The organism is Lactobacillus sp. HBUAS51381 (assembly GCF_012641095.1).
In the GTDB taxonomy this organism is placed as follows: domain Bacteria; phylum Bacillota; class Bacilli; order Lactobacillales; family Lactobacillaceae; genus Levilactobacillus.
In genome coordinates this window covers 1-257 of the sequence record NZ_JAAVSC010000104.1, presented here as the reverse complement: position 1 = coordinate 257, position 257 = coordinate 1, and the positions used below count along the sequence as shown (strand labels likewise).

General features: G+C 47.9%; 1 pseudogene. It reads left to right on the top strand.

Annotation, left to right across the window (positions count from 1 at the left end):
- Positions 1–257 (top strand): annotated as a pseudogene (locus HEQ50_RS12695) (RNA-guided endonuclease TnpB family protein); the annotation flags it as partial.

Here is a 257-nt window from a genome sequence, read left to right as displayed (position 1 = left end):
TGGTCGCGAATAAAGCTGATTGGCAGTACATGCTCTCGGCCCGAACCTTGCAATTGGCAATCGCTGATTTAGGAAAGGCCTGGCAGAACTTTTTCGACAAAGCCCAACCAGATTGGGGGCGACCAGCTTTCAAATCAAAGAAAGCAGCTCGTCAAGGTTTTAAAACCGATCGGGCTAAAATTGTTGCCGGTAAGCTTCGCCTGGACAAACCACGTGGTGTTAAAGATTGGTATGACATTAGGGTCAGTCGTCATGTT